25 protein-coding genes are annotated in these 23,614 nt (G+C 61.6%); 23 read left to right on the forward strand and 2 right to left on the reverse strand.

Going from position 1 to position 23,614, the window contains the following annotated elements; genetic code table 11:
• Positions 1 to 17 precede the first annotated feature (17 nt).
• Positions 18 to 611 (forward strand): nucleotidyltransferase family protein, encoded by a 594-nt coding sequence (locus BT179_RS14595; protein WP_072431806.1) that lies wholly within the window; start codon positions 18 to 20, stop codon positions 609 to 611.
• 90 nt (positions 612 to 701) lie between these two features.
• Here BT179_RS14595 and rne read toward each other — a convergent pair whose 3' ends face one another.
• Positions 702 to 3,902: a ribonuclease E gene (gene rne, locus BT179_RS14600; RefSeq protein WP_072431807.1), complete on the reverse strand. Its 3,201-nt coding sequence runs from the start codon at positions 3,900 to 3,902 to the stop codon at positions 702 to 704.
• 698 nt (positions 3,903 to 4,600) lie between these two features.
• Between rne and rluC the strand changes: the two genes are divergently transcribed.
• The 3 genes from rluC to BT179_RS14615 are packed head-to-tail and all read left to right on the forward strand — an operon-like array spanning position 4,601 to position 7,219.
• Positions 4,601 to 5,557: a 23S rRNA pseudouridine(955/2504/2580) synthase RluC gene (gene rluC / locus BT179_RS14605; protein ID WP_072394114.1), complete on the forward strand. Its 957-nt coding sequence runs from the start codon at positions 4,601 to 4,603 to the stop codon at positions 5,555 to 5,557.
• Positions 5,547 to 6,209 (forward strand): HAD-IA family hydrolase, encoded by a 663-nt coding sequence (locus BT179_RS14610; protein WP_072431808.1) that lies wholly within the window; start codon positions 5,547 to 5,549, stop codon positions 6,207 to 6,209. The genes rluC and BT179_RS14610 overlap by 11 nt, the downstream gene beginning before the upstream one ends.
• Before the next feature lie 20 nt (positions 6,210 to 6,229).
• The gene (locus tag BT179_RS14615) at positions 6,230 to 7,219 is read left to right on the forward strand and encodes a S49 family peptidase (RefSeq protein ID WP_072393395.1); all 990 of its coding nucleotides are present in this window, start codon (positions 6,230 to 6,232) and stop codon (positions 7,217 to 7,219) included.
• Positions 7,220 to 7,285: 66 nt separating this feature from the next.
• On the opposite strand, the gene BT179_RS14620 is transcribed toward BT179_RS14615, so the two are convergent.
• A complete protein-coding gene (locus BT179_RS14620) occupies positions 7,286 to 7,864 on the reverse strand; it encodes a Maf family protein (RefSeq protein WP_072393392.1) in 579 nt (192 codons plus the stop codon).
• Between the two features lie 105 nt (positions 7,865 to 7,969).
• On the opposite strand from BT179_RS14620, the gene BT179_RS14625 reads away from it, so the two are divergent.
• From BT179_RS14625 to BT179_RS14715, 19 genes are all read left to right on the forward strand, one after another.
• The gene (locus BT179_RS14625) at positions 7,970 to 8,497 is read left to right on the forward strand and encodes a YceD family protein (protein WP_072431809.1); all 528 of its coding nucleotides are present in this window, start codon (positions 7,970 to 7,972) and stop codon (positions 8,495 to 8,497) included.
• A gap of 13 nt (positions 8,498 to 8,510) precedes the next feature.
• Complete coding sequence (rpmF, locus tag BT179_RS14630; RefSeq protein ID WP_003179396.1) at positions 8,511 to 8,693, forward strand: 50S ribosomal protein L32; 183 nt, start codon at positions 8,511 to 8,513, stop codon at positions 8,691 to 8,693.
• Positions 8,694 to 8,696: 3 nt separating this feature from the next.
• A complete protein-coding gene (gene plsX / locus BT179_RS14635; RefSeq protein ID WP_072431810.1) occupies positions 8,697 to 9,707 on the forward strand; it encodes a phosphate acyltransferase PlsX in 1,011 nt (336 codons plus the stop codon).
• A 123-nt stretch (positions 9,708 to 9,830) separates the two neighbouring features.
• Entirely contained in the window at positions 9,831 to 10,769 is a 939-nt protein-coding gene (gene fabD, locus BT179_RS14640; RefSeq protein WP_072393382.1) for an ACP S-malonyltransferase, read from the forward strand.
• A gap of 15 nt (positions 10,770 to 10,784) precedes the next feature.
• The gene (gene fabG / locus BT179_RS14645) at positions 10,785 to 11,528 is read left to right on the forward strand and encodes a 3-oxoacyl-ACP reductase FabG (RefSeq protein ID WP_072431811.1); all 744 of its coding nucleotides are present in this window, start codon (positions 10,785 to 10,787) and stop codon (positions 11,526 to 11,528) included.
• A gap of 191 nt (positions 11,529 to 11,719) precedes the next feature.
• Entirely contained in the window at positions 11,720 to 11,956 is a 237-nt protein-coding gene (gene acpP / locus BT179_RS14650) for an acyl carrier protein (protein WP_007987170.1), read from the forward strand.
• 108 nt (positions 11,957 to 12,064) lie between these two features.
• A complete protein-coding gene (fabF, locus tag BT179_RS14655; RefSeq protein ID WP_072393376.1) occupies positions 12,065 to 13,309 on the forward strand; it encodes a beta-ketoacyl-ACP synthase II in 1,245 nt (414 codons plus the stop codon).
• Entirely contained in the window at positions 13,309 to 14,124 is an 816-nt protein-coding gene (gene pabC, locus BT179_RS14660; RefSeq protein ID WP_072431812.1) for an aminodeoxychorismate lyase, read from the forward strand. Before fabF ends, pabC begins: the two co-directional genes overlap by 1 nt.
• Before the next feature lie 3 nt (positions 14,125 to 14,127).
• Entirely contained in the window at positions 14,128 to 15,288 is a 1,161-nt protein-coding gene (gene mltG, locus BT179_RS14665) for an endolytic transglycosylase MltG (RefSeq protein WP_072393370.1), read from the forward strand.
• Positions 15,289 to 15,307: 19 nt separating this feature from the next.
• On the forward strand, positions 15,308 to 15,940 hold the full coding sequence (gene tmk, locus BT179_RS14670) for a dTMP kinase (protein WP_072393367.1): 633 nt from the start codon (positions 15,308 to 15,310) through the stop codon (positions 15,938 to 15,940).
• Positions 15,933 to 16,919 carry a DNA polymerase III subunit delta' gene (locus BT179_RS14675; RefSeq protein WP_072393364.1) on the forward strand — a complete coding sequence of 329 codons (987 nt, stop codon included), beginning with the start codon at positions 15,933 to 15,935 and terminating at the stop codon, positions 16,917 to 16,919. Before tmk ends, BT179_RS14675 begins: the two co-directional genes overlap by 8 nt.
• A gap of 162 nt (positions 16,920 to 17,081) precedes the next feature.
• Positions 17,082 to 17,438, forward strand: a complete 357-nt coding sequence (locus BT179_RS14680) for a PilZ domain-containing protein (protein WP_072393361.1) — start codon at positions 17,082 to 17,084, stop codon at positions 17,436 to 17,438.
• 11 nt (positions 17,439 to 17,449) lie between these two features.
• The gene (locus BT179_RS14685) at positions 17,450 to 18,244 is read left to right on the forward strand and encodes a TatD family hydrolase (protein ID WP_072393358.1); all 795 of its coding nucleotides are present in this window, start codon (positions 17,450 to 17,452) and stop codon (positions 18,242 to 18,244) included.
• Between the two features lie 384 nt (positions 18,245 to 18,628).
• Positions 18,629 to 19,267: a TetR/AcrR family transcriptional regulator gene (locus BT179_RS14690; RefSeq protein ID WP_072393355.1), complete on the forward strand. Its 639-nt coding sequence runs from the start codon at positions 18,629 to 18,631 to the stop codon at positions 19,265 to 19,267.
• Positions 19,268 to 19,403: 136 nt separating this feature from the next.
• Entirely contained in the window at positions 19,404 to 20,372 is a 969-nt protein-coding gene (locus tag BT179_RS14695) for a GTP 3',8-cyclase MoaA (RefSeq protein WP_072431813.1), read from the forward strand.
• A gap of 228 nt (positions 20,373 to 20,600) precedes the next feature.
• Complete coding sequence (locus tag BT179_RS14700; RefSeq protein ID WP_072393349.1) at positions 20,601 to 21,206, forward strand: DUF4823 domain-containing protein; 606 nt, start codon at positions 20,601 to 20,603, stop codon at positions 21,204 to 21,206.
• A 15-nt stretch (positions 21,207 to 21,221) separates the two neighbouring features.
• On the forward strand, positions 21,222 to 21,782 hold the full coding sequence (locus BT179_RS14705) for a DUF1285 domain-containing protein (RefSeq protein ID WP_072431814.1): 561 nt from the start codon (positions 21,222 to 21,224) through the stop codon (positions 21,780 to 21,782).
• A gap of 110 nt (positions 21,783 to 21,892) precedes the next feature.
• A complete protein-coding gene (locus BT179_RS14710; RefSeq protein WP_072393343.1) occupies positions 21,893 to 22,639 on the forward strand; it encodes a FadR/GntR family transcriptional regulator in 747 nt (248 codons plus the stop codon).
• On the forward strand, positions 22,636 to 23,511 hold the full coding sequence (locus tag BT179_RS14715) for an SMP-30/gluconolactonase/LRE family protein (protein ID WP_072431815.1): 876 nt from the start codon (positions 22,636 to 22,638) through the stop codon (positions 23,509 to 23,511). The genes BT179_RS14710 and BT179_RS14715 overlap by 4 nt, the downstream gene beginning before the upstream one ends.
• The last annotated feature ends 103 nt before the right edge of the window (positions 23,512 to 23,614 follow it).

Below are 23,614 nucleotides of genomic sequence, written 5' to 3' on the forward strand. Positions count from 1 at the left end.
GAGGGCGAGGAGGGCGTATGACTGAATCCATTGGGGCGATTATCGTCGCGGCCGGGGCGGGGAGCCGGTTCCGTCAGGTCGCGGGTCCCGACAAGGACAAATTGCTGGCCGATTGCGCCGGGCGTGACGGTGCTGTCCGTTCGGTGATCGAGCAGGTCCTGGTGAATCTGCCGGTTTCCCTGGCAAAGCGCGTCCTGGTGACTCGCGAAGATCGTCCCCAGGCCATTCGCATGGCCCAGGCCTATGGGTGCGATTTCATCGAGCTGCAGTCCCCGGGGCTGGGGGATAGCATCGCGGCCGGCGTGCAGGCCTCGCCCGATATGGATGGCTGGCTGATCGTGCTGGCAGACATGCCGTTCATCCTGCCATCAAGCATCGAGCGGGTGATGGCGAATATCCGCGAAGACGGCATCTGCGTTCCGGTCTTTGCGGGTGAGTATGGGCATCCGGTGGGATTCGGTCGTGGTCTGGGGGCGAAATTGATGGCCTTGACCGGCAATCGTGGTGCCAGGGTGTTGTTCGCCGAGGCGGAAGTGGTCGAGGTGGCGGTCGATGACCCCGGTGTGCTGTGGGACGTGGATGTGCCTGAGGCTCTGGTCTTCAAGCAATAGCCGCGGGGCGGAGCCCGCCCGAGTGGATGGACAGGAAATAAAAAGCCCCGCCTGGCATTACCAGGCGGGGCTTTTTATCGGGCTATGGAATCAGGCGTGAGGTTTTGGCTCGTGCTCTTTTTCCAGGGCCTGGGGGTGACGCGGTGCGACTTCCTCGGCTTCAGCGGTGTGCTGAGGCTGGGATTCATCGCTTGCCGGCACCGATTCAACCGGTTCAGCCGGAGCAGGTTCGGCAGCGGCCTCAGCGGTTGGGGCAGGGGCTGCCTCGACGGCTTCCACCACCGGAGCCGGTTCGGCGACAGGTGCCTGAGCGGCAGCCAGTTCAGCTTCCTTCTGCAGGCGTTCGGCTTCGCGCTTGCGACGACGCACTTCACGTGGGTCGTTCGGTGCGCGACCGTTCGGAGTCAAGGCGCTCACAGGGGCAGGTGCTTCGACTGGCGCCTGTACCGCAGCCGCTACAGGGGCATCGACCACCGGAGTCGGCTCGACCGTCTTCACAGGTTCAGCCTCGGGGGCTGGCTCAGGCGCTGGCGCTGGCTCGTCGACCGCAGCCGGTGCGGCAGGCTCCGAATGCCAGTTGAACGCGGTCTGTTCCTCGCGTACCAGCGGCTCCGGTGCTTTTTCCTCTGCTGGTGTTTCGACGACAGGTTCGGCTTCAGCAATCACCGGCTGCTCGACGACCGGCGCAGGTTCGGCGACGGTTTCGGCGGCAGGCTGGGCTTCACTGACCGGCGCGACTTCCACTTCCGGCGAAGCGGTGACTTGCACTGCCGTATTGGCTTCGACCACCGGAGCTTCGACCTGTGCTTCTTCCACCGCGGCGGTGGCGCGTTCGGCCTGCTCGTTGGCCTGGGCTTCGGCCGGGGCACTGATGGTGCTGCTGGCAACTGCCGCGGTGACGGCCAGGCCGGCGGCCAGGTCCGCAGCGCTTGGCGCTTCGGTAGTGGCGGACTCTTCCGAGCCCTCGATCACGTTCCCGTTGGCGTCGCGTTGGCGCTCGCGGCGGTTGCTGCGACGACGCTGGCCGCGGGAACGGCGACGTGGACGATCGCCTTCGGCGGCGTCCTGGCCGTCTTCCTGCAATTGTTCCTCGGTGTTCAGCACTTCGTCTTCGCTGGCTGCGGCGGCAGCCTGTTCGGCCCGAGGCTGACGCTCTTCACGCGGTGGACGTGGAGCACGCTCTTCGCGAGGCTGGCGAGCCGGACGCTCTTCAGCGGTGGCGGCAACGGCAGGGGCGGCGTCCAGCGGCTCGCGCAGTTCGCGAACACGTTCTTCACGCTCGCCACGTGGCTTGCGGTCTTCACGCGGGGCACGCGGTTGACGCTCTTCACGTGGTGGACGCGGCGTGCGTTCTTCGCGGGCTACGGCCGGTGCATCCTCGCGGGCTTCGCGCGGCTGGCGTTCTTCACGCGGTGCGCGTTCTTCACGCGGGGCCCGTTCTTCGCGTGGCTTGCGCTCTTCGTCGCGGCGGCCGTTGCGGTTGCGGGTCTGCTGGCGACCGTTGCGACGCTCTTCGTTGCGGGCCGGACGCTCGGTGGCAGGCTTGGCGGTGACCACGGGCGCGGCCGGTTCTTCCTTGGTGGCGAACAGGCTGACCAGGGACTTCACCAGGCCCTTGAACAGGCTAGGTTCAGGCGCGGCGGCCGGTGCAGGTGCGGCAGTGGCAACTTCGGTCGGAACCGGCGCGTTGGCGCGGGCCGGCGCGGTCTTGACGGCGGCTTCCTGGCGAACCAGGGTGCGGGTGGCGGCAGCCGGCTGGACGTCTTCCACTTCGGCTGCGGCGGCAGCGATCTCGTAGCTGGACTGGTTGGTGTGGGCTTCCGGGCTATCGTCACGCAGGCGCTGCACTTCGAAATGCGGCGTCTCGAGGTGGTCGTTCGGCAGGATGACGATGCGGGCACGGGTGCGCAGTTCGATCTTGGTGATCGAGTTGCGTTTTTCGTTGAGCAGGAACGCGGCCACCGGGATCGGCACCTGGGCGCGGACTTCGGCGGTGCGGTCTTTCAGGGCTTCTTCTTCGATCAGGCGCAGGATCGCCAGGGACAGCGACTCGACGTCACGGATGATGCCGGTGCCGTTGCAGCGAGGGCAGACGATGCCACTGCTCTCGCCCAGGGATGGACGCAGGCGCTGACGGGACATTTCCAGCAAGCCGAAGCGCGAGATGCGGCCAACCTGTACGCGGGCGCGGTCGGCTTCCAGGCATTCACGGACCTTTTCTTCCACGGCGCGCTGGTTCTTGGCCGGGGTCATGTCGATGAAGTCGATGACGATCAGGCCGCCGATGTCGCGCAGGCGCAGCTGGCGGGCGATTTCCTCGGCCGCTTCCAGGTTGGTCTGCAGGGCGGTTTCTTCGATGTCGCTGCCTTTGGTGGCGCGGGCCGAGTTGATGTCGATGGACACCAGGGCTTCGGTGGGATCGATGACGATGGAGCCGCCGGAAGGCAGTTCGACGACGCGCTGGAAGGCGGTTTCGATCTGGCTTTCGATCTGGAAGCGGTTGAACAGCGGGACGCTGTCTTCGTAGAGCTTGATCTTGCTGGCGTACTGCGGCATCACCTGACGAATGAAGGTCAGGGCTTCGTCCTGGGCTTCGACGCTGTCGATCAGCACTTCGCCGATGTCCTGGCGCAGGTAGTCGCGGATGGCGCGGATGATGACGTTGCTTTCCTGGTAGATCAGGAACGGCGCGGAGCGATCCAGGGACGCTTCCTTGATGGCGGTCCACAGCTGCAGCAGGTAGTCGAGGTCCCACTGCATTTCTTCGCTGCTGCGGCCCAGGCCGGCCGTGCGCACGATCAGGCCCATGTCGGCAGGAGCCACCAGGCCGTTGAGGGCTTCACGCAGTTCGTTGCGCTCTTCGCCTTCGATGCGGCGGGAGATGCCACCGGCACGCGGGTTGTTGGGCATCAGGACCAGGTAACGGCCGGCCAGGCTGATGAAGGTGGTCAGGGCGGCGCCCTTGTTGCCACGCTCTTCTTTTTCGACCTGGACGATGACTTCCTGGCCTTCGCTCAGGACGTCCTTGATATTGACGCGGCCTTCGGGGGCCTTCTTGAAGTATTCGCGGGAGATTTCTTTGAGGGGCAGGAAGCCATGGCGCTCAGAGCCGAAATCGACAAAGGCAGCCTCCAGGCTTGGTTCGATGCGAGTGATCCGGCCTTTGTAGATGTTGGCCTTCTTCTGCTCGCGTGCACCGGATTCGATATCCAGGTCGTAGAGGCGCTGGCCGTCTACCAGTGCAACACGCAACTCTTCGGGTTGAGTTGCGTTAATCAGCATTCTTTTCATGTAGTACCGTCGGTTTCCGGGCTGCCGGAAACGGCGTTCGGCACACACGACTTCTCACGGTCGGTGTCAGGTGCGTCATGGAAGTGGCATTGCCACTCCAGTGTCCAGCGAGTTCGGCCCAATAACGGCGAAGTCGCGACGGACGCGTCCTGCTTGCTGGTACTCAAGCACTCAGTCAGGAGGAGGAATCAACCGGCGCCTGTGGACGAGATGAAGCGTCTAAATATAAGCCTAGTGCTACACAGTCCGACGGTTGTACATCTCCACCCTACACGTATCCCTGATAATTCGGGTGCTGCCGCGCGCAGAATCCGCAGCGGGTTGGCATTTACCGTGAGCTCCGGAAGGGGAGGTCACGCATCATGGCTAATTAGGCGTTGTTTCCGAAGCTCTCGCCCGGGGTCGTCCGCAACTGACTGCACTTTGTGAACTGGCCGTGAATGTGGCGCGCAAGGCGAGCCAAAACTCTGCTTTGCGGCGTATTTCAGGCCTCATGTCACCTGCGCTCGTTACACCTGCAAACTCTGCCGTTACGTAGCAAAAGCCCCGTAGGACGGCCTCTCGTCCTCGTGAATTGCGTTGGTCAGGGCCGGTTTTTGACCGTTAGTCCGCTGTCCAGCCACTTTTGGCGGCGTTCGCGACTATAGCAGCAATGATTAAGTGCTTCAATTCCATAAAAAATTGTTATGATCGCCGCCATGACGACTACTGCCCCTTCGACCCCTGGCGTTCAACTGCTCGAGGTCTCGCCGGAATATGCCGGCCAACGAATCGATAATTTCCTGCTAGCCCGGCTCAAGGGTGTGCCCAAGACCTTGATTTATCGCATTTTGCGCAAGGGCGAAGTGCGGGTGAACAAGGGCCGGATCAAGCCTGAGTACAAGCTCCAGGCGGGCGATATCGTGCGTGTGCCGCCGGTTCGCGTGCCTGAGCGCGACGAACCGGTGCCCGTCGCCCAGGGACTGCTGCAGCGCCTGGAGGCTTCGATTGTCTACGAAGACAAGGCGCTGATTGTGATCAACAAACCCGCGGGCATCGCAGTTCACGGCGGCAGCGGCCTGGATTTCGGCGTGATCGAAGCCTTTCGTCAGTTGCGTCCCGACGCCAAGGAGCTGGAACTGGTCCATCGCCTGGACCGGGACACTTCCGGCCTACTGATGATCGCCAAGAAACGCAGCATGCTGCGTCATTTGCACGAACAGTTGCGGGGCGATGGTGTCGACAAGCGCTACATGGCCCTGGTCCGCGGCCATTGGGCGACGTCCATCAAGCAGGTCCGCGCACCGTTGCTCAAGAGCAACCTGCGTTCCGGCGAGCGCATGGTCGAGGTCAACGACGAAGGCAAGGAAGCGCTGACCGTATTCAAGGTCCTGCGCCGTTTCGGCGAGTTCGCCACCCTGATCGAAGCCAAGCCGATCACGGGGCGCACCCACCAGATTCGTGTCCATACCCTGCACGCCGGGCACTGCATTGCCGGTGACCCCAAATACGGGGACGACGACTTCAGTCGGGAGATACGCGATCTTGGCGGAAAGCGATTGTTTCTCCATGCTTATATGCTCACGGTGCCGCTGCCCGATGGGGGTGAGCTGAAACTGCAGGCCCCCGTGGATGACATGTGGGCCCGAACCGTGGAGCGGTTGAGTGCATCCTGAATACAAGCTGCTGATATTCGATTGGGACGGCACTCTGGCCGATTCCATCGGTCGGATCGTGGAGTCGATGCATGCCGCATCGGATCGTACGGGTTTTGCCAGGCGTGACGACCTTGCAGTCAAAGGCATTATCGGTCTCGGCTTGCCCGAGGCGATTCGCAGCCTGTATCCGGAGATCGACGACCAGGAGTTGGTGGTGTTTCGTCAGCACTACGCCGACCATTACATCGCGCTGGAGGCCGAGCCTTCGCCGTTGTTCGATGGCGTCCTGGATACCCTCCAGGCGTTTCGGGCGGAGGGTTACCACCTGGCCGTTGCCACTGGAAAGGCTCGTCGGGGATTGGATCGCGTGCTGAAGGCTCATGGCTGGGAGGACTATTTCGATGTCACTCGTGCTGCCGATGAAACCGCCAGCAAGCCCCATCCCTTGATGCTCGAGCAGATCCTGGCGCACTGCGAGGTGCGTGCGGAGCAGGCGCTGATGGTGGGGGATTCGTCCTTCGACCTGCAGATGGCGCGCAATGCCGGCATGGGCTCGGTGGCTGTCAGCTACGGTGCGCAGACCATCGAGGCGCTGCGGGCATTCGAACCGCGATTGACGATTGACCGTTTTACTGAATTACACGCCTGGCTGAGCCGGCCTACCGATTAGAACCTGTTGGAGATGCATGTATGACCGATGAATGGAAAGCACCGGCCAAGGCAAGCGCTGAAAACGGTGACGATAAAAGCTGGAAGTTGCTGGAAAAAACCCTCCTGGCGGGGGTGCAAGAACAGCGTCGCGCTCGCCGCTGGGGGATTTTCTTCAAGTTCCTGGTCTTCATTTATCTTTTCGTCGGGCTGGGTGTCATCATCCAGGCGATCGATATGAAGAAGAGTCCCGGCAGTGCTTCGGCCTATACGGCGGTGATCGACGTCGAGGGCATGATCGCCGACAAGGAGGCGGCCAGCGCGGACAACATCATTGGCAGTCTGCGGGCTGCGTTCGAGGATGAGAAGGTCAAGGGGGTGGTGCTGCGTATCAACAGTCCGGGCGGCAGTCCGGTGCAGTCCGGCTACGTCTATGACGAGATCGTTCGCTTGCGCGCTGCGCATCCGGACACCAAGGTCTATGCGGTGATCGCCGACCTCGGCGCTTCCGGTGCCTATTACATCGCCAGTGCGGCGGATCAGATCTATGCCGACAAGGCCAGCCTGGTGGGGTCCATTGGTGTCACCGCTGCCGGTTATGGCTTTGTCGAGACCCTCGACAAGCTCGGTATCGAGCGCCGGGTCTACACCGCCGGTGAGCATAAGTCGTTCCTCGACCCCTTCCAGCCGCAGAAGCCGGAAGAGATCGCTTTCTGGCAGGGCGTGCTCGATACGACCCATAAGCAGTTCATCGCCAGCGTCAAGAAAGGTCGGGGCGATCGGCTCAAGGACAAGGATCATCCGGAGCTGTTTTCCGGCCTGGTATGGTCTGGAGAGCAGGCGTTGTCGCTGGGCTTGATCGACGGCCTGGGCAGTGCCGGTTCGGTGGCGCGGGATGTGATCGGCGAGAAGGAGCTGGTGGACTTCACTGTCGAAGAATCGCCGCTCGACCGTTTCTCGAAGAAGCTGGGGGCGAGCATCGCCGAGCGCCTGGCAATGTGGATGGGGTTCCAGGGGCCGGTATTGCGCTGACTCGCTGGCAGGGCTCCGGCCGTTCGGTTGCGGGCGGCGGGTGCTCTGCCATGGATGATGCCAGATTCAGGGTATCTCTACGCCCTCCGCCAGCAACATATCCACAAGGCGAATCAAGGGCAGTCCGATCAGGCTGGTGGCGTCCGGGCCTTCGGTGCTCTGGAACAGGCTCACGCCCAGCCCTTCGGCCTTGAAGCTACCGGCGCAGTCATAGGGCTGCTCGGCCCGCAGATAGCGCTCCACTCGCTCCGGGTCGAGCGCGCGCATATTGACGCTAAAAGCCACGCAATCGACCTGGCAGGCGCCGGTCTGGCTGTTGAGCAGTGCCAGGCCTGTGAGAAACGTGACCTTGGTGCCGCTGGCCGCCAGCAGTTGCTCGCGGGCCCTTTCGAAGGTGTGGGGTTTGCCCAGGATGCGTTCGCCGAGCACGGCGACCTGGTCCGAGCCGATGATCAGGTGTCCCGGGTGACTGTCGGCCAGGGCCAGGGCCTTTTCCCGCGCCAGGCGTTCCACCAGTGTTCGGGCAGCCTCGCCGGGGCGTTGGCTTTCGTCGATATCCGGTGACTGGCAGACGAATGGTAACCCCAGGCGGGCGAGCAATTCCCGGCGATAGACCGAGCTGGAGGCAAGTAATAAGGGCAGCATGGGCATCTCCAAAAGGCAGGGGCGAATTCTAGCGGGGCGTGCAAGTGACGGACAGGGCTGAATTTCCTTTGACATGGCTGGGTGCATCCCTATAATGCTGCGCCTATGTTGAATGACCCGATTCCACCTCACGTTGACCCGCGCAAATTGGCTGATCGTGGCACCACCCTTCAAGGTGAACTGCCGCTGGCCGATTTGAAGAGACTCTGCGACCCGCTTTCCGACGATATCGGGACGGTCCAGGCCAAATTCGTTTTTGAACGAGATGAACGTAAATCTGTGGTTATCCACAGCTTTATCGACACTGAAGTCAAAATGGTTTGCCAGCGTTGTCTTGAGCTGGTCACCCTGCCGATCCACAGCGAATGCAGTTACGCCGTGGTGAAGGAGGGTGCGAATACCCAGTCGTTGCCGAAAGGCTATGACGTGCTGGAACTGGGCGAAGATTCATTGGATCTGCAGTCACTGATCGAGGATGAGCTCCTGCTCGCCTTGCCCATTGTGCCTGCTCATCATCCGGAAGAATGCCAGCAGCCGGCGGGAGCAGATGAGCCCGAGCCGAGCGAGGACGAGGTAACGCGGTCCAACCCGTTCAGTGTTTTGGCGCAGTTAAAGCGTGACCCAAACGTTTAGGAGTTAATCAATTATGGCTGTTCAGCAGAACAAAAAATCCCGCTCTGCCCGTGACATGCGCCGTTCGCACGACGCTCTCGAGGCTAGCACCCTGTCTGTAGAAAAAACCACTGGTGAAGTTCACCTGCGTCACCACGTATCGCCAGAAGGCGTATACCGTGGTCGCAAAGTGATCGACAAGGGCGCTGACGAGTAATCCTTGTCCGCTCAAGTCATCGCGATTGACGCAATGGGCGGGGACTTCGGTCCCCGCAGCATTGTTCAGGCCAGTCTTGCTTGCCTGAATGCTACGCCCTCGTTGCACCTGACCCTCGTCGGTCAACCCTCCCTCCTGGAAGAAATGCTCAGCGGCCAGCCTGCTGCGGATCGTGCGCGCCTGACGATTACCCCGGCGTCTGAAATGATCGCCATGGACGAAAAGCCCGCCCAGGCCCTGCGCGGCAAGCCCGATGCGTCGATGCGGGTGGCTTTGGAGCTGTTGCGCGATGGCAAGGTCCAGGCGTGTGTCAGCGCCGGGAACACTGGCGCGCTGATGGCGCTGTCGCGCTACGTGCTCAAGACTCTGCCAGGTATCGACCGGCCGGCAATGGTCGCGGCGATACCGACCCGGCGCGGTTTCTGCCAGTTGCTGGACCTTGGCGCCAATGTCGATTGCAGTGCCGAGCATTTGCTGCAATTTGCGGTGATGGGCTCGGTGGCCGCTGAAACCCTGGGCATTGCACGTCCTCGCGTGGCACTGCTGAACATCGGTACCGAAGACATCAAGGGCAACCAGCAGGTCAAGCTGGCCGCCACCCTGCTGCAGGGTGCGCGTGGCATCAACTACATCGGCTTTGTCGAGGGCGACGGCTTGTACCGGGGCGAGGCGGATGTGGTCGTGTGCGACGGCTTCGTTGGCAATATCCTGCTCAAGTCCAGCGAAGGCCTGGCCACCATGATCAGCGAGCGCATCGAGACCCTGTTCCGGCAGAGCCTGGCCTCGCGCCTGGTTGGAGCGCTGGCCTTGCCATTGATGCGTCGCCTGCAGGCAGACCTGGCGCCGGCGCGACATAACGGCGCGAGTTTCCTCGGCTTGCAGGGCATCGTGATCAAGAGCCACGGGTCGGCGGGGGTGCAGGGCTTTCAAAGTGCGATCAATCGTGCGGTGATCGAGATCCAGGAAAACCTGCCGGAACGCCTGCATGGCCGCCTCGAAGATTTGTTAACTTAGGCGTTTTCGTCCGACAATGCTTAAATGTGACCGGCTGGTTCAACCCGCCATCCAACTGTCAGTTTCCTAGCGCCCCCAGGGGCGTCAATTTTTGACGACAAGATCATTAGGGGCTTTGTTTTCATGTCTGCTTCCCTCGCATTCGTCTTTCCAGGACAGGGCTCGCAGTCCCTCGGCATGTTGGCCGAGCTGGGCGCGCAATACCCGCTGGTCCTCGAAACATTCAAAGAAGCATCCGATGCGCTCGGCTACGACTTGTGGGCATTGACCCAGCAAGGGCCGGAAGAGCTGCTCAATCAAACCGACAAGACCCAACCGGCCATCCTCACCGCCTCGGTCGCGCTGTGGCGCCTGTGGCTGGCTGAAGGTGGCGCGCGTCCGGCTTTCGTCGCCGGCCATAGCCTGGGTGAATACAGTGCTCTCGTGGCCGCTGGCAGTCTCAGCCTGGGCGATGCCGTGAAACTGGTGGAGCGTCGCGGCCAGTTGATGCAGGAGGCCGTTCCGGCCGGGCAGGGCGGCATGGCCGCTATCCTCGGCCTGGAAGATGCAGATGTGCTGGCTGCCTGTGCCGAAGCGGCGCAAGGCGATGTGGTCAGTGCCGTGAACTTCAACTCGCCTGGCCAGGTGGTGATTGCCGGCGCCAAGGCCGCGGTCGACCGGGCCATCGAGGGCTGCAAGGCGCGTGGAGCCAAGCGCGCCATGCCGCTGCCGGTCAGCGTGCCGTCGCACTGTGAACTGATGCGGCCTGCCGCCGAACGCTTTGCCGAATCCATTGCCGCCATCGATTGGCAGGCTCCGCAGATACCTGTGGTGCAGAACGTCAGCGCCGATGTGGCGCCGGACCTCGAAACCCTCAAGCGCGATCTGCTGGAACAACTCTACAAGCCGGTTCGCTGGGTCGAAACGGTGCAGACCCTGGCGGCCAAGGGTGCGACCGAGCTGGTCGAATGTGGCCCGGGCAAGGTGCTGGCCGGTCTGAACAAACGCTGCGCCGAAGGCGTGTCGACTTCCAACCTCAATACCCCAGACGCTTTCGCTGCCGCTCGTGCAGCGCAGGCCTGAACAGGAGAAGCTTGCATGAGTCTGCAAGGTAAAGTTGCACTGGTGACCGGTGCGAGCCGTGGCATCGGCCAGGCTATTGCCCTGGAATTGGGTCGCCAAGGCGCCATCGTCGTCGGCACCGCGACTTCCGCTTCGGGCGCCGAGCGCATCGCCGCGACCCTGAAGGAAAACGGTATCCAAGGCACCGGCCTTGAACTGAACGTCACCAGCGACGAATCCGTCACGGCGGTGCTGGCAACTATCCAGGAGCAGTTCGGTGTCCCGGCGATCCTGGTCAATAACGCCGGTATCACTCGTGATAATCTGATGATGCGCATGAAAGATGACGAATGGTTCGATGTGATCGATACCAACCTGAACAGTCTGTACCGGCTGTCCAAGGGCGTCCTGCGCGGCATGACCAAGGCTCGCTGGGGTCGTATCATCAATATTGGCTCGGTTGTGGGTGCCATGGGCAACGCAGGCCAAGTAAACTATGCTGCGGCCAAGGCCGGTCTGGAAGGTTTCAGCCGTGCGCTGGCGCGGGAAGTGGGTTCGCGTTCGATTACGGTAAACTCGGTGGCCCCGGGTTTCATCGACACCGACATGACCCGCGAATTGCCAGAGGCGCAGCGTGAGGCCTTGTTGACGCAAATTCCGCTGGGGCGTCTGGGGCAGGCTGAAGAAATCGCATCCGTGGTGGCTTTTCTTGCATCCGACGCTGCGGCATACGTCACGGGGGCTACAATCCCGGTGAACGGCGGGATGTACATGAGTTAAATGTGACGGATTGCTTCAAAAAAATGTCATACGAGCTGTCTAAAATCCGTTATAAAGCTGCAATCTATTTATAGGGGCGGGCCCGAGGGGTTTGAGGAGTGAAGCTTTCGGTTGAAAAACCGAAAAGCCTTTCTATACACTTACCCACCGGCCAGCTGCCTGAATTTGTCCATTAGGAGTGAAAACAAGGTATGAGCACCATCGAAGAGCGCGTCAAGAAAATCGTTGCCGAGCAACTGGGCGTCAAGGAAGAAGAAGTTGTGAACACTGCTTCCTTCGTTGAAGACCTGGGTGCCGACTCCCTTGACACCGTTGAGCTGGTGATGGCTCTGGAAGAGGAATTCGAGACCGAGATTCCTGACGAAGAAGCTGAGAAGATCACTACTGTACAAGCTGCCATCGACTACGTTACTGCCCACCAGGCGTAATCGTTTTTAGTCGTCGCTAGCTGTCATGGAAAAACCGCACTGCCGTTACGGCGTGCGGTTTTTTCTTTAGGCCTGATGCAAAGTCGTCATTAGAAAAAGGAGAGTGCTGTGTCGCGTAGACGCGTCGTAGTCACCGGTATGGGTATGTTGTCGCCACTGGGCACGGATGTGCCGAGCAGCTGGCAGGGCATTCTGGCTGGCCGTAGTGGCATTGGTCTGATCGAACACACCGACCTTTCTGCCTATTCCACCCGTTTTGGCGGCTCGGTAAAGGGCTTCAATGTCGAGGAATACCTGTCGGTCAAGGAAGCCCGCAAGCTAGACCTGTTCATCCAGTATGGTCTGGCAGCCGGATTCCAGGCAGTGCGTAACGCCGGCCTGGAAGTCACCGACGCCAACCGTGAGCGCATCGGCGTTGCCATGGGCTCGGGTATCGGCGGCTTGACCAATATCGAAGAGACCAGCCGTACATTGCACGATTCGGGGCCGCGACGGATTTCCCCGTTCTTCGTGCCGGGCTCGATCATCAACATGATTTCCGGTTTCCTGTCCATCCACCTGGGTGTGCAGGGGCCCAACTACGCCATTGCCACGGCGTGCACCACGGGTACCCACTGCATAGGCATGGCTGCCCGCAACATCATGTACGACGAAGCCGACGTCATGATTGCCGGCGGTGCCGAGATGGCCGCGTGTGGCCTGGGCATGGGTGGCTTCGGTGCGTCCCGTGCGCTGTCGACCCGCAACGATGAACCGACCCGCGCCAGCCGTCCATGGGACAAGGGCCGTGATGGCTTCGTGCTGTCCGATGGTTCCGGTGCGCTGGTACTCGAGGAACTGGAGCATGCCAAGGCCCGCGGCGCTACCATTTATGCCGAGCTCATCGGCTTCGGTACCAGCGGCGATGCGTACCACATGACATCGCCTCCGGCCGATGGCGCCGGTGCGGCCCGTTGCATCGCCAATGCTCTGCGGGATGCGAAGGTCAATGCCGACCAGGTCCAGTACATCAACGCCCATGGCACCTCGACCCCCGCGGGCGACCTGGCCGAAGCCCAGGCGATCAAGACCGTATTCGGTGATCATGCCTACAAGCTGGCCGTCAGCTCCACCAAGTCCATGACCGGTCACCTGCTGGGGGCCGCCGGTGCGGTAGAGGCGATCTTCAGCGTACTGGCGATCAACAGCCAGGTCGCGCCGCCGACCATCAACCTCGACGAGCCGGATGAAGGCTGCGACCTGGACTTCGTTCCGCATACCGCCCGTGGCATGGATATCGATGTAGTGATATCCAACTCCTTCGGCTTTGGCGGGACCAACGGCTCGCTGGTGTTCCGCCGGTTCGCTGGTTGATGGATAGCTGGGTCGACGGTCAGCCGGCCGACGTTCTGTCGCTGAAGGATCGCGGCCTGGCTTATGGCGATGGGTTGTTTGAAACCATCGCCGTGCGTGCCGGCGTACCCGTGCTGCTGGAGCGTCATCTGCAACGTCTTGAACAGGGTTGCCAACGGCTGGCGCTCCATGTCGACTGGGTTGCGTTGAGCGCCGAGCTGGACGCCTACGCGCAAGGCCTGGGGCAGGGGGTGCTGAAACTGATCGTGACCCGAGGCGACGGCCTGCGGGGTTATGCCGCCGTCCCGTCGGCCCCGGCCCGGCGCATCCTGCAAGGCAGTCCGCCGGTCGCGTATCCCGCTGCGCATGCCGAGCAGGGAGTTTCCCTCTTTCCTTGTGCCACGCGCCTGTCCGAGCAGCCTTTGCTCGCGGGCCTCAAGCACCTCAATCGCCTTGAGCAGGTGTTGGCCCGCGCCGAATGGGGCGGTGCGGAACATGCCGAAGGCCTGATGCGGGATACCTCCGGGCGAGTGATCGAAGGGGTGTTCAGCAATCTGTTTCTGGTGTGCGATGGTGTGCTGATGACGCCTGACCTGAGCCGTTGCGGTGTGGCCGGGGTGATGCGCGCCGAATTATTGTTTCAAGCCGAGTCCCAGGGCATCGTCACGCAGATTGCCGATATTGGCCTGGAGCAACTGCACCTGGCCGACGAAGTCTTTGTCTGCAACAGCGTATATGGCGTGTGGCCGGTACGCGCATGCGGTTCGGCACGCTGGTCGGCCGGGCCGCTCACCCGTAAACTGCAGACCCTTGCCCGCGCGTTATTGGATGTTTGATTCGTGAGACGTAAATTCTTGCTGTTGCTGGAAACCGGACTGGTTCTGGCAGGGCTGTTGTGGGGCGCTTCGGCCTGGAAGATTCATTCGGCGCTGCAGCAGCCGTTGAACATTACCCAGGAAGAACTGCTGGATATTCCCAGCGGGACCAACCCGACCGGGACCCTCAAGCGTCTCGAGGCCGAAGGTCTGATCAAGGACGCTTTCTGGCTGCGGGTGTATTGGCGTTTCAACCTTGCCGGCCAACCCCTGCACGCCGGCGAGTACCGCATGGTGCCGGGCATGACGATGCAGGACCTGATCGCCGTGTGGAAGCGTGGGGAAGTGGTGCAGTACAGCGTGACGCTGGTGGAGGGCTGGAATTTCCGTCAGGTCCGTGCCGCGCTGGCCAAGGATGAAAAACTCCAGCAGACCCTGACCGGCCTGAGCGACAGCGAGGTCATGGATCGGCTCGGCCACTCCGGCGTCTTTCCCGAGGGGCGGTTTTTCCCCGACACCTATCGTTTCGTACGCGGGACCTCGGACGCCGACGTGCTGAACCAGGCCTACAACCGGCTCGAGGAAGTGCTCGCCAGGGAGTGGGCCGAACGCTCCCCCGATGCCCCTTACACCCAGCCTTATCAGGCGCTGATCATGGCGTCGCTGGTGGAGAAGGAAACCGGCGTGCCACAGGAGCGCGGGCAGATCGCCGGTGTGTTCGTGCGTCGGCTGCGCATGGGCATGTTGCTGCAGACCGACCCTACGGTTATCTACGGCCTGGGCGAGCGCTACACCGGCAAGCTCACCCGAGCCCATTTGAAAGAAGAAAACCCATACAACACTTACATGGTCCCGGGCCTGCCGCCGACGCCAATCGCGATGGTGGGACGAGAGGCGATTCATGCGGCCCTGAATCCGGCGCCGGGAAGCAGCCTTTACTTTGTCGCTCGCGGTGATGGCAGCCATGTCTTCTCCGACAGCCTGGAATCGCACAACAATGCGGTGCGCGAGTACCAGCTCAAGCGACGTGCCGATTATCGTTCCAGTCCTGCGCCAGCTACGCTGGACGACACCGCGCCGATTCCCGCCGCATCGCCTGATACGGCGCCCGAAGCCGTGCCCCAGGTCCCGGCACAGCAGCCGGCTCCCGAACCGAATGCCAGCGAGCCGTCGGGCTCGCAATGACTCTGATTAAGGACCGCCCGTGACTGGCTTGTTTATAACGCTGGAAGGCCCTGAAGGCGCCGGCAAGAGCACTAACCGCGAATACCTGGCCGAACGCTTGCAGGCCGCGGGGGTCGAGGTGGTATTGACCCGCGAGCCTGGCGGTACGCCGCTGGCGGAGCGGATTCGCGAGGTGTTGTTGACACCGGCGGACGAGGTCATGAATCCCGACACCGAGTTGCTGCTGGTGTTTGCCGCCCGGGCACAGCACCTGTCCGAGGTGATTCGTCCGGCCCTGGCTCGTGGCGCCGTGGTGCTCTGTGATCGCTTTACCGATTCGACCTATGCCTACCAGGGGGGCGGCAGGGGATTGTCCCTGGAGCGCATCGCTACACTGGAGAGCTTCGTGCAGCGTGAATTGCGCCCGGACCTGACGCTGGTGTTCGACCTTCCCGTGGAAGTCGGCCTGGCTCGCGCCAGCGCCCGCGGGCGGCTGGACCGTTTCGAACAGGAAGGCGCGGCGTTCTTCAATGCTGTGCGCAGTGCGTTCCTGAGCCGCGCCAAGGCCGATCCGTCGCGTTACCTGCTGATCGATGCCGCGCAGCCCCTGGCGCAGGTCCAGCGGTCTCTGGATGATCTGTTGCCGCGCCTGCTGGAGCGTGTCCGTGGCTGAAGCCTATCCCTGGCAGGACGGTCTCTGGCAGCAGTTGGCCGGACGTACCCAACATGCCCACGCGTATCTGCTGCATGGCCCGGCCGGTATCGGCAAGCGGGCGCTGGCGGAGCGCCTGATGGCCAGCTTGCTGTGCCAGCATCCCGGGCCCTCCAATGCATGCGGTGAGTGCAAGTCCTGCCTGTTGCTCAAGGCCGGGAGCCATCCCGACAACTATGTGCTGGAGCCGGAAGAGGCGGACAAGGCGATCAAGGTCGACCAGGTCCGCGATCTGGTCAGCTTTGTAGTCCAGACCGCGCAACTGGGTGGGCGCAAGGTGGTGCTGATCGAGCCGGTGGAATCAATGAACATCAATGCGGCCAACGCCTTGCTCAAGAGCCTGGAGGAGCCTTCGGGCGACACCGTGCTGTTGCTGGTCAGCCATCAGCCGAGCCGCTTGCTGCCGACCATCAAGAGCCGTTGCGTGCAGCAGGCGTGTCCGTTGCCGAGCGAGGCAATGAGCATGCAATGGCTGGCCCAGGCCTTGCCGGAGAGTACCGAGCAAGAGCGGGGCGAGCTGCTGACCCTGGCCGCCGGTTCCCCCTTGGCCGCCGTCAGCCTCCAGGCCCAGGGTGTGCGTGAACAGCGGGCCCTGGTGGTGGAAGGGGTGAAACAACTGCTCAAGCAGCAGCAATCCCCCACGCAGCTGGCCGAGGGCTGGAATGCTGTCTCGCTGTTGTTGCTGTTCGACTGGTTCTGCGACTGGTCGAACCTGATCCTGCGCTACCAGCTCACCGAGGATGAGTCTGGCCTGGGGCTGGCGGACATGCGCAAGGTGATCCAGTACCTGGCGCAGAAAACCAGCCGGGACAAAATCTTGAACATTCAGGACTGGATACTTGCCCAACGTCAGAAGGTGCTGAGCAAGGCGAACCTCAACCGGGTCTTGTTGCTCGAAGCCCTGTTGGTGCAATGGGCGAGCCTGCCGGGCCGAAACTGACAGGCTGCAACTGAAGGAAAACCGGTGAGAATGTTCCTTGCTCTGTACGAAAAGCCTTGATACTCGTTCAGGCAGCGTTGAAAGCTGCCTCGCCTTGCCTGGCCTTCGTCTCAAGACTTTCATACAGAGCCTAGACTCAGCTCAATCGCAGCGGAGGTCAGCATGAACGAACCTGTCAGTCCCGGTCCACGCAATGGCATCCTGTCCCTGACCATCAAGGACAAATCGGTGCTTTACGCCGCCTACATGCCTTTTATCAAGAATGGTGGCCTGTTCATTCCCACCAACAAGAATTATCGCCTGGGCGATGAAGTGTTCATGCTGTTGAGCCTGATGGAGGAGCCGGAGAAGATCCCGGTCGCCGGCAAGGTGATCTGGCTGACCCCCAAGGGCGCCCAGGGCAATCGCGCCGCCGGCGTCGGCGTGCAGTTCAACGAGGGCGACAACTCCGCCCGCAACCAGATCGAAACCCACTTGGCCGGAACCCTGAAATCCGACCGTCCCACCCATACGATGTAACCTGGTTCCCTATGCTTGTAGATTCCCATTGCCACCTTGACCGCCTCGATCTTGCCGCCCATGGCGGCTCCCTGGATGCTGCGCTGGACGCGGCTCGTCAGCGGGGCGTCGGGCACTTCCTGTGCATCGGCGTCAGCGCCGACAATGCCGCCGACGTCAAGGTCCTGGCCGAACGCTACGAAGATGTCGATTGTTCGGTCGGCATCCATCCCCTCGATGTCCAGCCCGACGCCGCGCCGGCTCTGGACTGGCTGTTGCGCGAACTCGATCATCCGCGGGTGGTGGCGATTGGTGAAACCGGTCTGGACTATCACTATGAGCCCGAAGCCGCCGAAGTCCAGCAGGCGTCGTTCCGACTGCACCTGGAAGCGGCTCGACAAACCGCAAAGCCGGTGATCATCCATACCCGGGGCGCCCGAGCCGATACCCTGGCCTTGTTGCGCGAGGCCGCGTTGCCCCAGGCTGGCGTGCTGCACTGCTTCACCGAGGACTGGGACATGGCCAGGGCTGCGTTGGACATGGGCTATTACATTTCCCTGTCGGGCATTGTCACGTTCCGCAACGCCGATGCCTTGCGCGATGTGGCCAGCAAAGTGCCGGCCGACCGCTTGCTGGTGGAAACCGATTCGCCTTACCTGGCGCCGATTCCGTACCGCGGCAAACCGAACCTGCCGCAATACGTACGGGAAGTGGCGGAGTTTCTGGCGATGTTGCGGGGCGAATCCTACGAGCGTTTTGCAGCCCAGACGACAGAGAACTTCCAACGGCTGTTCCCGCTGGCCCACGTCCGTTCGGCACGGGCTTGAATTTCAAGCAAAAAAAACCCGGGTTCTGGGGGGTGAATCCGGGTTAAGACCATTAGGAGTAAAACAAAGGCACGCGGTCCTTTGGTACCTTTATCGGCGCGTCACTTGGGGGAGATGTCGCACCGACAGTTCAAGTATTGATCAGTATGCGGACGCGTCCAGTTTGCCCGGGGCGGTTTTTAAACAAATTTGGAATACGCTCGCTTCGGATAAGTTCTCATTGTCGCCTATGCCTGCCTCCGGGGCGTGGTGGGGCAAGGGAAGAAGAGCCAGATCTATACGATTTTGTGAAGAACTGAGGCCGGGAACGGATGATCCGTGCATTTTTGCGTAAGTTAGGCATAATACCCGGCTTCGAATTTTGACCCTTCAGACCTTTCTCTTATGCACAAAGAACCTCGTAAGGTCCGTGAGTTTCGTCGCCGCGAGCAGGAAATTCTCGACACCGCGCTCAAGTTGTTCCTCGATCAGGGTGAAGACAGCGTCACCGTCGAGATGATTGCGGATGCCGTGGGTATCGGCAAAGGCACGATTTATAAACATTTCAAATCCAAGGCGGAGATCTACCTGCGCCTGATGCTCGATTACGAGCGTGATTTGAACGAACTGCTGCATTCGGCCGATGTGGACAAGGACAAGGAAGCCCTGTCCCGGGCCTACTTCGAATTCCGCATGCGCGATCCGCAACGTTATCGCTTGTTCGATCGCCTGGAAGAGAAGGTGGTCAAGGGCAACCAGGTACCGGAGATGGTCGAGGAGCTGCACAAGATCCGCGCCTCGAATTTCGATCGCCTGACCTTGTTGATCAAGGGCCGGATCAGCGAAGGCAAGCTTGAAGACGTGCCACCCTATTTCCATTACTGCGCTGCCTGGGCGTTGGTGCATGGCGCGGTGGCGCTGTATCACTCGCCGTTCTGGAGCAACGTGCTGGAAGATCAGGAAGGCTTCTTCCAGTTCCTGATGGACATCGGCGTACGCATGGGCAACAAGCGCAAGCGCGATACCGACGTCCCGAGCAGCTGACATTCACCTGTCTGATTGCGCCATGGCTGCTTACATGGCGCAGTGCCCCAGTAATATACTCAGGCATGAGGCTTGCGAAAACTTGAATTCTGGGTCAAGTTTTGCCAGTCCGATTCTTCTTCCGCCGGAGTGATCCATGATCGTTGATCGTCAGGGCAGGCGTTTTCGCAATTTGCGAGTCAGCCTGACTTCCGCCTGCAACTACGCCTGTACCTACTGCGTACCTGATGGCAAGCGTCTGGTCGCCGCACAGGATGAGCTGTCGGCCGAGGCGATGGCCCGAGGCGTGGCTTACCTGATCGAAGCCGCCGGTATCGAGCGTTTGCGCATCACCGGTGGCGAGCCGCTGGTGAGCCCAAAACTCGAGCGTTTCATGACGGCGGTGGGGCAGATGGGGCTGGAAGACATCAGCCTGACCACCAACGGCCAATTGTTGGCGAAGAAACTGCCTTTGCTGGTGGACGCCGGAATCCGTCGCATCAACGTTTCCCTCGACACCCTGGATCCTTCTGCGTTTCGCGGGATCGCACGAGGGGGCGACCTGGCGACCGTGCTTGACGGCATGGACCAGGCCCGGGCGGCGGGCATGAAGATCAAGGTCAACATGGTGCCGTTGCGCGGACAGAACCTGGACCAGGTCATGCCGCTGCTCGAATACTGCCTGGAGCGGGGTTACGAGCTGCGTTTCATCGAGTTGATGCGCATGGGCCACCTGGCCAGCGACTCCAATGCATTCCTGCAGCAGTTCGTCAGCCTCGAACAGCTGTTGAGCCTGATTGGCGACCGGTACGAATACCTCCAGGCCAACGCGCCGGTGGATGCCACGGCGGTACGTTACGAGATTCCGGGCATGGGGCACTTCGGGGTGATCGCCAACGAAAGCGTGCCGTTCTGCCGTACCTGCTCGCGGCTGCGGTTGTCCTCGACGGGCTGGTTGCACGGCTGCCTGTCGTCGAGCAATCGTCACTTCATTGGCGACCTGCTGGATAAACCTCGACACCAGGCCTTGCCGGCTATCCAGCGGTTGCTGGTCAAGGCCCTGGGAGACAAGCAGGAAGTAGCGTTTTCCGGCGGCGCCACCATCATGAAGATCATCGGCGGCTGACCCGCCTTTATGGCGAGGGGATCTATTCCCGTCGGGGTGCGAAACAGCCCTCGGACCTGTCACCTCTGGGAATCGGACTGACTGCATTACAAGGGGCGCCTCGCACCCCATCGGGGATGAATCCCCTTGCAACAGGAATATGACGGACCCCTCATCTATCGAACTGGCGCAAAAGCTGCATCCAACGGCCATTCGCCGGTTTTCCGACACCGGTCTCTGGAGGGTAGGATGCGTAGCCTGGTTTTGCTGCTGGCCGTCTTGGTGCTTGGCGGCTGCATGAATGTCAGCGACATGGGGGAGGGCGTGCGTTATCACATGAGCGACGCCGGCCTGCTGGATCACAGCGATAGCCGTCGTGTGAATAACCTGCGTATCCAGCCCGATTCCTTTATCTATATTGCCCAGGGGGCCTTCGCTCCGCCGGGCAGCGCCTATCCGCGACCCAATGTCGTGGCCGAGGAAGCCTTCAACGGTTTCATCGAATATTTCCCCATGGTTCGGCGCGCCCGGGTTCCTGAGGGCCTCGACCAGGCCATGGGCGAAGCCCGTGCCGCCGGTGCCCATTACCTGCTGTATACCCGGTTCGCCAAGGCCGACAACCGCATCGGCAACACCGACGAATGGTTGGACGAGGAAGCCGTGGACCGCCTGGGCGTCGACACCAGCGTGATCCAGATCATGTTGATCGAGACCAGTACCCAGTATTTGATCGATACTGCACGTATCAAGAGTCGTGGCGGTTTGCTGACACTGCACGACAAACAACCACAAGACCTCATCGCCCCACCCTTGCGTGAATATGCCCGCAGCCTGCTGGGGATGAGTGATCAGTAAACACAAGGAGTCGACATGAGCGGACCGCAAAAAGCCAATGACTTGCTGGGGCAGATCCCCAAGACCAGAGGCCTGCCACCGGTCCACCTGTGGAACCCCGACTTCTGCGGCGACATCGACATGCGCATCGCCCGGGACGGTACCTGGTATTACCTGGGGACGCCCATCGGGCGAAAGCCGATGGTCAAGCTGTTTTCCACCATCATCCGCCGTGACGGCGATGACTACTTCCTGATCACCCCCGTGGAAAAAGTCGGCATCCAGGTCGACGATGCGCCGTTCGTGGCCGTGACCCTCGAGGTCGAAGGCGAGGGGGAAGGGCAGTTGCTACGCTTCACGACCAATGTCGACGAAACCACCGAGGCCGGCCTCGAACATCCGATACGGGTGGTGATCGATCCCCACACCCAGGAGCCCGCGCCTTACGTTCATGTGCGCAGCAACCTGGAAGCGCTGATCCATCGCAATGTCTTCTACCAACTGGTCGAGCTGGGGGTGAGCCGCGAAATCGACGGCCAGCGATGGCTGGGCGTCTGGAGCGGCGGTGAGTTCTTTCCCATCGGCCTGGAACCGTAGATCCGGTAGGAAGCTCCGGCCCCCGTTGTGAGGCCAACCGAAATTCAAATTGACACCCAATCATATGATGATTAGCGTGAGCCTCCATCGAGAGTGCTCATGGGGTGTTCATGTCCAGCAGTTATCATGCATCGACCGTCGATTGGCTGGGGGGCTGGATCGCCGCCGGCCAGGTCAAGCCTGGGCAGACCATCAAGGTCGAGGCGGACCTGGGCGAGCAATTGGGTGTCAGCCGTACGGTCATTCGTGAGGCGATCAAGACCCTGGTGGCCAAGGGCATGCTGGAGGTCGGGCCGAAAGTCGGTACGCGGGTATTGCCGGTGCGGCGCTGGAACCTCTTCGATCCACAGGTGGTCGGCTGGCTGTCGCGCAGCGGCCTGCCGGAGAACTTTGTGGACGACTTGCTGGACCTGCGCCGGACCATCGAGCCCATGGCGGTGCGGTGGGCCTGCGAGCGGGCGACCGCCGAACAGGTAGAGGCCATCCGTCTGGCCTACCATGCACTGGAGCGGGCCGTGGACAGCGGCGCGGACTACAATCTGGCCGACCAGTTTTTCCATGAGTGCATCCTCGCCGCCAGTCATAATCAATTCATCGAACAAATGATCCCGGCCCTGGGTGCGTTGCTGGCGGTGTCGTTCGAGGTGTCGGCTGCCGACCCGGACGAACTGCGCCGCACCTTGCCTATCCACAAGGACATCGCCGAAGCCATCGCCGCTCGTGATGCGGCGCGTGGCGTCTGGGCCTGCATGACCTTGATCGACAATGCCGACCTGGCCATCAAACGGTTTTACCCTGATGTGATGGCCGGTCGTACCGACACCGCCGGGCAAGCCGGAAACAGGAGGATTCAGTGATGTGGAAGGCTGTGACGGAACATAGGGCGAAACTGGGCGAGGGCCCTTTCTGGGACGAGCCGACCCAGGCGCTCTACTGGGTCGATATCGCGGGCAGGCAGGCCTTGCGCTTGATCGGCGCCAATGTGCAGATCTGGCAGATGCCCGAGCACGTATCCGCCTTCATCCCGACCCAGAGAGGTGATGCCCTGGTGACGCTGAGCAGCGGCGTCTACCGTCTCGACCTGGAGTCGCCAGGGCTGGAACCTCGGCTGACGTTGCTGTGCATGGCCGATCCCCAGCCGGGCAACCGGGCCAACGAAGCTCGTTGTGACGCGCTGGGCCGGCTCTGGCTCGGCACGATGCAGAACAACATCGGTGAAGACGGCGAAGACCTGCCCATCGAGCGCCGCTCGGGTGGCCTGTTCCGGGTGGGGGGCGATGGCCGGGTCATGCCGTTGCTGCGGGGGCTGGGCATTCCCAACACCCTGCTATGGAGCCCCGACGGTACCACGGTGTATTTCGGCGAAAGCCTCGATGGCACGCTGTACCGACATTTCATCTACCCCGATGGCAGCCTGGCGCCGGCCGAGGTCTGGTTCGGTCCTCACTCGCGGGGCGGTCCCGACGGTTCGGCGATGGACGCCCGCGGCTATATCTGGAACGCGCGCTGGGACGGCAGTTGCCTGTTGCGGTTGAGTCCGCAGGGACATATCGACCGGGTCATCGAGCTGCCGGTCAGCCGCCCGACCAGTTGCGTATTTGGCGGGGAAGACCTCAAGACCCTGTACATCACCAGTGCGGCAAGCCCGCTGGGTCATCCGCTGGACGGTGCAGTGCTGTCCATGCGGGTGGATGTGCCGGGTATACCGTGTACACGGTTTGCGGGTTAAATCCCAAAATATGGGATGTAAATATATATATTGAGATTGTTCGGCGGTCGGGTTTATAGTCGGTTCCATCAGCAACATGCACTCACACTAAAAAAACAACACA

The sequence above is a fragment of the Pseudomonas sp. NFACC43 genome (assembly GCF_900119645.1).
Lineage (GTDB): Bacteria > Pseudomonadota > Gammaproteobacteria > Pseudomonadales > Pseudomonadaceae > Aquipseudomonas.

Coding starts and splice junctions, on each gene's coding strand:
- rne (WP_072431807.1), bottom strand. CDS start 3,902: ATGAAAAGAATGCTGATTAACGCAACTCAACCCGAAGAGTTGCGTGTT.
- BT179_RS14615 (WP_072393395.1), top strand. CDS start 6,230: ATGACCGATGAATGGAAAGCACCGGCCAAGGCAAGCGCTGAAAACGGT.
- BT179_RS14710 (WP_072393343.1), top strand. CDS start 21,893: ATGTCCAGCAGTTATCATGCATCGACCGTCGATTGGCTGGGGGGCTGG.
- BT179_RS14705 (WP_072431814.1), top strand. CDS start 21,222: ATGAGCGGACCGCAAAAAGCCAATGACTTGCTGGGGCAGATCCCCAAG.
- BT179_RS14695 (WP_072431813.1), top strand. CDS start 19,404: ATGATCGTTGATCGTCAGGGCAGGCGTTTTCGCAATTTGCGAGTCAGC.
- BT179_RS14685 (WP_072393358.1), top strand. CDS start 17,450: ATGCTTGTAGATTCCCATTGCCACCTTGACCGCCTCGATCTTGCCGCC.
- BT179_RS14620 (WP_072393392.1), bottom strand. CDS start 7,864: ATGCTGCCCTTATTACTTGCCTCCAGCTCGGTCTATCGCCGGGAATTG.
- BT179_RS14625 (WP_072431809.1), top strand. CDS start 7,970: ATGTTGAATGACCCGATTCCACCTCACGTTGACCCGCGCAAATTGGCT.
- acpP (WP_007987170.1), top strand. CDS start 11,720: ATGAGCACCATCGAAGAGCGCGTCAAGAAAATCGTTGCCGAGCAACTG.
- BT179_RS14690 (WP_072393355.1), top strand. CDS start 18,629: ATGCACAAAGAACCTCGTAAGGTCCGTGAGTTTCGTCGCCGCGAGCAG.
- BT179_RS14680 (WP_072393361.1), top strand. CDS start 17,082: ATGAACGAACCTGTCAGTCCCGGTCCACGCAATGGCATCCTGTCCCTG.
- rpmF (WP_003179396.1), top strand. CDS start 8,511: ATGGCTGTTCAGCAGAACAAAAAATCCCGCTCTGCCCGTGACATGCGC.
- rluC (WP_072394114.1), top strand. CDS start 4,601: ATGACGACTACTGCCCCTTCGACCCCTGGCGTTCAACTGCTCGAGGTC.
- BT179_RS14595 (WP_072431806.1), top strand. CDS start 18: ATGACTGAATCCATTGGGGCGATTATCGTCGCGGCCGGGGCGGGGAGC.
- pabC (WP_072431812.1), top strand. CDS start 13,309: ATGGATAGCTGGGTCGACGGTCAGCCGGCCGACGTTCTGTCGCTGAAG.
- BT179_RS14700 (WP_072393349.1), top strand. CDS start 20,601: ATGCGTAGCCTGGTTTTGCTGCTGGCCGTCTTGGTGCTTGGCGGCTGC.
- fabG (WP_072431811.1), top strand. CDS start 10,785: ATGAGTCTGCAAGGTAAAGTTGCACTGGTGACCGGTGCGAGCCGTGGC.
- fabD (WP_072393382.1), top strand. CDS start 9,831: ATGTCTGCTTCCCTCGCATTCGTCTTTCCAGGACAGGGCTCGCAGTCC.